This is a genomic window from Pseudomonas mandelii (genome assembly GCF_002251635.1).
In the GTDB taxonomy this organism is placed as follows: Bacteria; Pseudomonadota; Gammaproteobacteria; order Pseudomonadales; family Pseudomonadaceae; genus Aquipseudomonas; species Aquipseudomonas mandelii_B.
Genome location: NZ_NMOJ01000155.1, coordinates 1 through 6,628 on the forward strand (window position 1 = coordinate 1; position 6,628 = coordinate 6,628).

Genomic DNA, 6,628 nt, shown 5'->3' on the forward strand with positions numbered 1-6,628 from the left:
CACGGTCGGCAGTCTGGGCATAACGGTCTCGTTATGGCACGGGGAATGGTTCGAGTGTAGACGGGCATTGCGGCNGGGGGGAANTGCGGGGNANTTAATCTGCATAAAGCAAAACCCCCGGCCTGGGCCGGGGGTTTTGTGATCACTCGTCGAGGAAGGAGCGTAGATGCTCGCTTCGCGTCGGGTGGCGCAACTTGCGCAGCGCCTTGGCTTCGATCTGACGGATCCGCTCACGGGTCACGTCAAACTGCTTACCGACTTCCTCAAGGGTGTGGTCGGTATTCATGTCGATGCCGAAACGCATGCGCAGTACCTTGGCTTCACGGGCAGTGAGGCCAGACAGTACGTCGCGAGTCGCTTCTTTAAGGCTCTCAACGGTAGCCACATCGATTGGCGACTGCATGGTCGAGTCTTCGATGAAGTCACCCAGGTGGGAGTCTTCGTCATCACCAATCGGCGTTTCCATGGAGATCGGCTCTTTAGCGATCTTCAATACCTTACGGATTTTATCCTCAGGCATTTCCATGCGTTCGCCCAGCTCTTCCGGCGTCGGTTCGCGACCCATTTCCTGCAACATCTGCCGGGAAATACGGTTGAGCTTGTTGATGGTCTCGATCATGTGCACCGGAATACGGATGGTGCGGGCCTGGTCGGCGATCGAGCGAGTGATCGCCTGACGGATCCACCAGGTGGCATAAGTCGAGAACTTGTAGCCGCGACGGTATTCGAACTTGTCCACAGCCTTCATCAAGCCGATGTTGCCTTCCTGGATCAGATCAAGGAATTGCAGGCCACGGTTGGTGTACTTCTTGGCGATGGAGATCACCAGACGCAAGTTCGCTTCAACCATCTCTTTCTTCGCGCGGCGGGCCTTGGCCTCGCCGATCGACATGCGACGGTTGATGTCCTTGATCTCAGCAATCGTCAAACCGGTTTCGGTTTGAAGCGCGGTCAATTTCTGCTGGCAACGGATGATGTCCGGCTGCAGGCGACCAATGGCTTCAGCGTATTTCGCCTTGCCTTTGGCCAGTGCATCGGTCCAGCTTTCATCAACTTCGTTGCCCGGGAACTGGCGCAGGAAGTCGGCACGCGGCATGCGTGCATCACGTACACAGAGCTGCATGATTGCGCGCTCTTGGGCACGCAGACGCTCAAGGGCACTGCGAACACGCTCAACCAGGCCTTCGAATTGCTTCGGCACCAGCTTGATTGGCATGAACAGCTCAGCCAGGGCCACCAGCTCGGCAATTGCCAGCTTGTTGCCACGACCGTGCTTTTTCAGGGCCTTGCGGGTGATTTCCATTTGATCGGAAACCGCACCGAAACGCTGGGCAGCGATGACCGGATCCGGACCGCTTTCGGCTTCTTCTTCGTCGTCGGTGCTGGCTTCAGCTTCGTCGTCGTCGGTATCGTCGTCCGCTTTCACGGCTTTCGGATCGACAGGCGGCGGCACTTCGGCGGCAGGCGGCGCAATACCGTCGTCCGGGTCGATATAACCGCTCAGAACGTCGGACAGGCGACCACCTTCGGTGGTGACGCGGGTGTACTCGGAGAGAATGTGGTCAACCGTGCCTGGGAAGTGCGCAATTGCGCCCATCACTTCACGGATACCCTCTTCGATACGTTTGGCGATTTCGATTTCGCCTTCACGAGTGAGGAGCTCTACCGTACCCATTTCACGCATGTACATGCGCACTGGGTCGGTGGTGCGACCAATGTCGGTCTCGACCGCTGCCAACGCTGCTGCTGCCTCTTCGGCCGCGGCTTCGTCAGTATCGGCGTCCGCCAGCATAAGGGAATCCTTATCTGGCGCAGCTTCGAATACGTTGATCCCCATGTCGTTAATCATGCGGATGATGTCTTCCACCTGCTCTGGATCTGAAATATCCTCAGGCAGGTGGTCGTTGACCTCCGCGTAAGTCAGGTAACCCTGCTCACGACCGAGAACGATCAACTCTTTGATACGAGACTGCTGTTGCGCTTTTCCGGACATAACACCCTATCCACTGAAGGTCTTGGCGGGCAAAAAACAAGCCGAGGATTATACCCGAGCTATGACCTCACGCGCCAGTTGAGGTCGGGGTTGATACAGCCATATTGCGTTTTAATAGGTCGCGCATCTGATTTGCTATCTGATTTGCTTCCTCCGCGGTCAATCCTGGCTGCCTTGCTTTCCTGATAAGTACTTCCAGGNTCTGCGTATGCTGACCCGCGGATAACCTAGTAATGGTGTCTAAAAACTGTTGTTCAAGGTTGTCGCCGTCAATTAGCCACTCCTTTTCTGCAAGTGCTTTAAGGAGGCGGCCTTGTTCGGTGCCATGCCAACGAGCCATCAACTGAATTGAGTTTAGCTTAGGATTTTTCTGTACCGCCTCGATCAAGGCGATCAGTAACTGAGCGTAGGTATTGCTCTCATTGGCGAAGTGGTTGGCGGTTTCGACCTTGCCAGCCAGATCCGGGTGATGAATGAGCGTGCGAAGTGCAATCAGGGTTGGGGCTTCAACAGCAATCGGTGTGCGCGGGGCGCTCGGTTGATCGCGATCACCGCCCCGCTTGCCGTTTTTGTCCCAGGGCTTCTTGTCCCACTTCTTGCCACCCGCTCCGGGTTTCTTCGGCGTCCATTCCTGCTGCGGCGCATACATCTCTTGTGCCTGCGGCTGATGGTAGTCGCTGTAATCCGGCATGGCGTCGTAATCGACGCCCGGGTCGTATGCCGGCGGCGCATCCTGAGGTGCGCTTTGAACCAGTTGGCTCACGGCTTCACCGCTGAGGCCGGTAATTTCGGTCAGGCGCTGACGCATCAGAATGCGCAGGTTCGCGCCCGGTACCTTGTCGATCAGCGGTGCTGCGAGGGTGGCCATGTGGGCCTTGCCTTCGAGGGAGCGCGGGTCGGCTTCTTCGGTCAGTTGNTGAAAGAAATAATCCGCCAACGGCTGGGCGTGCTGGTTGATTCGCGCGCGGAAAGCGTCCGTTCCTTCCGAGCGGACAAGCGTGTCCGGGTCTTCACCTTCGGGCAGGAACAGAAAGCGCGCGCGCCGCCCGTCTTGCAGGCACGGCAGGGTNGCTTCGAGTGCGCGCCAGGCGGCGTTACGGCCGGCCTGGTCGCCGTCGAAGCAGAACAATACGTTGGGCACCACGCGAAACAGGCGTTTCATGTGTTCTTCGCTGGTGGCNGTTCCCAGGGTCGCGACGGCATTGCGCAAGCCTTGTTGGGCGAGGGCAATGACGTCCATGTAGCCTTCGACGACGATGATTTCGTCGAGGTTGCGGTTGTTCTTGCGTGCTTCATACAGGCCGTAGAGTTCCTGGCCTTTATGAAACACGGGGGTTTCCGGGGAGTTCAGGTACTTGGGTTTATCGTCCCCCAGTACTCGGCCGCCGAAAGCGATGATCCGGCCACGGCTGTCGCGGATCGGGAACATCACGCGGTCGCGGAACCGGTCGTAGCGTTTGCCGGTTTCGGCGTTCTCGATCAGCAGGCCGGCGTCGACCATGGCTTTCTGTTGTAGGGTGTCGCTGCTCAAGTGCTTGAACAGATTGTCCCAGCCGGGCGGGGCGAAGCCGAGGCCGAAGTCCCTTGCGATTTCTCCGGTCAGCCCGCGACCTTTCAAGTAATCCACAGCCGCTTTGCGCGATGGATGGCTTTTCAGGGCTTGCCGATAGAAGTCGGCAGCGGCCGTCAGCAGCGGGTACAGCGGCGAGTCGGTGGGTTGTCGCGGTTTGTGCGGGCGGCCACTTTCTTCGCGAGGGATTTCCATGCCGGCGGCTTTCGCCAGTTCCTCGACGGCCTGGGGGAAGTCCAGGTTGTCGTGGTCCATGATGAAGCCGAGGGCGTTGCCGCCCGCGCCGCAGCCGAAACAGTAGTAGAACTGCTTGTCGGGGCTGACGCTGAACGACGGGGTTTTTTCTTTGTGAAACGGGCAGCAGGCGGTGTAGTTCTTGCCAGCCTTCTTCATTTGCACGCGCGAGCTGACTACATCGACGATGTCGGTGCGGTTCAGAAGGTCGTCAATGAAGCTCTGGGGAATTAGCCCGGCCATGGCGTTCTCGTCATCTGCGCTTAAAGGGACCCAAAACAATGAGCGGCCGAACGCGGGTCGTTGTTTGAGGCGCGCAAAATGTGCGGCTCGACCGGTGTCGTCTGCTTAATCGCTGTCGGGAAGTGTATCTGCCGAAAATCCACTGACGTTAGTACCAATCAGTATTCGACTATATGAAAGTGTTTCGCTGAAATCCGCTGCGGCCAGTCGAGGGCCTCGGATAGCTCATAAGCGGGCACGCAAGAAGGTGCCTTGGGCTGATCGTCGTAAGAGGAATCAGTGGGTGTGCTCGTCAGTAGCCTTGGAAGGCTCGTCAGAAAAGACGTGCACCGCTGGCAAAAGAGCCAGGTCTGACGCTGTGAAGCAGGTTTGTCTCGGTCGCGTGTGCGGCGTTGACGGTGAAGCATCAAGCGATATCCGCAAATGCCAATAGCCCGGCTGAGGGCCGGGCTTGGCAGAAGCTTGCTACGAACGTCTGTGTATTAGTACAGACGAACGGCGCGGCGCTGCTCGCGCTGAACTTTCTTAGCGTGACGCTTAACAGCGGCTGCTGCTTTACGCTTACGCTCAGAAGTTGGCTTCTCATAAAATTCGCGGCTACGAACTTCAGCCAGAACACCGGCTTTTTCGCAGGAGCGCTTGAAACGACGCAGAGCTACGTCGAAGGGTTCGTTCTCTTTTACTTTGACGGCTGGCATCCAGAGCTACCTTCTTTCATTACCGGGAATCAACGTTCTCGTCGCAAAANAGCNGCTGANGACGTCGGTTTTTAAGGGTTGCGGATGTTAACCCCTCATTGCCCGGAATGCAAAGCCTCTGATCGAAAACCGCTAGTCGGGAGGGGGAGTGGCGACTATTATGCGCGCCTTCGAATTCAGCCTCTACAAGGCGCAAACCCATGCTAGTACTGGGACTTGAAACCTCCTGCGACGAAACCGGTGTCGCACTTTACGACAGTGAACGCGGGCTTTTGGCCGATGCACTGTTCAGTCAGATCGACCTGCATCGCGCCTATGGCGGCGTGGTGCCGGAGCTGGCCAGCCGTGATCACGTCAAACGTATGCTGCCGTTGATTCGCCAGGTGTTGGACGAGGCCGGCTGCGTGCCGACCGAGATCGATGCCATCGCTTACACCGCTGGCCCAGGATTGGTCGGAGCCCTGCTGGTTGGGGCTTCTTGCGCCCAGGCACTGGCGTTTGCCTGGGGCATTCCTGCCCTGGGTGTGCACCACATGGAGGGCCATTTGCTGGCTCCGATGTTGGAAAAAACACCTCCAGAGTTTCCGTTCGTCGCTTTGTTGGTTTCCGGCGGCCATACGCAGCTGGTTCAGGTCGATGGGATAGGCCAATACACGCTTTTAGGCGAGTCTCTGGATGACGCTGCCGGCGAGGCTTTCGACAAAACCGCGAAGATGATGGGCCTCAATTATCCGGGCGGTCCGGAAATCGCCAAACTGGCAGAGCGGGGCGTTGCAGGGCGTTTCACTTTTCCGCGTCCGATGTGCGACCGCCCGGGCCTGGCGTTCAGCTTCAGTGGCTTGAAAACCTTCGCCCTGAACACCTGGCAACAGAGCGTCAGCGCCGGGGACGACAGTGAGCAAGCCCGTTGCGACATCGCGCTGGCGTTCCAGCAGGCCGTGGTGGAGACTTTGACCATCAAGTGCAAGCGCGCCCTCAAGCAGGCCGGTATGAAGCGCCTGGTGATTGCGGGCGGCGTCAGTGCCAACAAGGCCCTGCGCACTTCGCTGGAAAAAATGCTCGGCGACATGAAGGGCGATGTTTTTTACGCGCGCCCTGAGTTCTGCACCGACAATGGCGCAATGATTGCGTATGCCGGTTGCCAGCGCCTGCAGGCCGGCCAGCATGAGAGCCTGGCGATCAGCGTGCAGGCNCGCTGGCCGATGGAGCAACTGTCGGCGCTGTGATGAGCGGCGCTCACGTGCGGTATTTAAAAATGCCGTTCGCGCCCGGCAAACAGGTCGCGTAAATTGCCGCGGTGGCGCCAGACGATCAGCAGTGTCAGCACGCTCATCGGCAACAGCGCCGCAGGTTCTTGCCAGGCCAGCAGTGGCAGGGTGAGTGGTGTGGCGATCAGTGCGGCCAAGGAACTCGTGCGGGTCAGGTAGAACGTCAGTAACCAGGCGAGCACGGCCAGCAACGCTGCCGGAGGGTAAATCCCCAGCAACATGCCGGCCGCCGTGGCGACGCCCTTGCCACCGCGAAANCGGAAGTACAGCGGGAACAGGTGGCCGATGACGGCACAAACGCCGATCCAGGCCTGTTCTTGCAGGGAAAGACCCGCAACACCGGCGATCAGCACCGGCAGCAGGCCTTTGCAGAGGTCGCCGATCAGGGTCAGGATGGCGAGTTTCTTGCCGGCCAGGCGCAACATATTGGTGGCGCCGGCATTGCCTGAGCCACTCATTCGCGGGTCGGGATTTCCCGTCAGGCGGCTGAGCAAAATGGCGAAGGACAGCGAGCCGAGCAGGTAGGCGAGAGTCGCCAGTAACCAAAACATGCTAACTATTCCGGGCGAGGACGCCCTGATTCTAACGGGGCAACGCGCCCTTGTCGTGCTGCGGAGAAGAG

General features: G+C 58.7%; 5 protein-coding genes. 1 reads left to right on the forward strand and 4 read right to left on the reverse strand.

Annotation, left to right across the window (positions count from 1 at the left end; genetic code table 11):
• Nucleotides 1-142 precede the first annotated feature (142 nt).
• From rpoD to rpsU, 3 genes are all read right to left on the reverse strand, one after another.
• Entirely contained in the window at nucleotides 143-1,993 is a 1,851-nt protein-coding gene (rpoD, locus tag B7L09_RS20140; RefSeq protein WP_094470337.1) for an RNA polymerase sigma factor RpoD, read from the reverse strand.
• 67 nt (nucleotides 1,994-2,060) lie between these two features.
• Complete coding sequence (gene dnaG / locus B7L09_RS20145; RefSeq protein WP_094470338.1) at nucleotides 2,061-4,040, reverse strand: DNA primase; 1,980 nt, start codon at nucleotides 4,038-4,040, stop codon at nucleotides 2,061-2,063.
• Nucleotides 4,041-4,522: 482 nt separating this feature from the next.
• Nucleotides 4,523-4,738 (reverse strand): 30S ribosomal protein S21, encoded by a 216-nt coding sequence (rpsU, locus tag B7L09_RS20150; protein ID WP_002551877.1) that lies wholly within the window; start codon nucleotides 4,736-4,738, stop codon nucleotides 4,523-4,525.
• Nucleotides 4,739-4,938: 200 nt separating this feature from the next.
• On the opposite strand from rpsU, the gene tsaD reads away from it, so the two are divergent.
• A complete protein-coding gene (gene tsaD / locus B7L09_RS20155; RefSeq protein WP_094470339.1) occupies nucleotides 4,939-5,964 on the forward strand; it encodes a tRNA (adenosine(37)-N6)-threonylcarbamoyltransferase complex transferase subunit TsaD in 1,026 nt (341 codons plus the stop codon).
• A 23-nt stretch (nucleotides 5,965-5,987) separates the two neighbouring features.
• Here the strand turns inward: tsaD and plsY are convergent, their stop codons facing one another.
• Entirely contained in the window at nucleotides 5,988-6,557 is a 570-nt protein-coding gene (gene plsY, locus B7L09_RS20160) for a glycerol-3-phosphate 1-O-acyltransferase PlsY (RefSeq protein ID WP_094470340.1), read from the reverse strand.
• Nucleotides 6,558-6,628 lie beyond the last annotated feature (71 nt).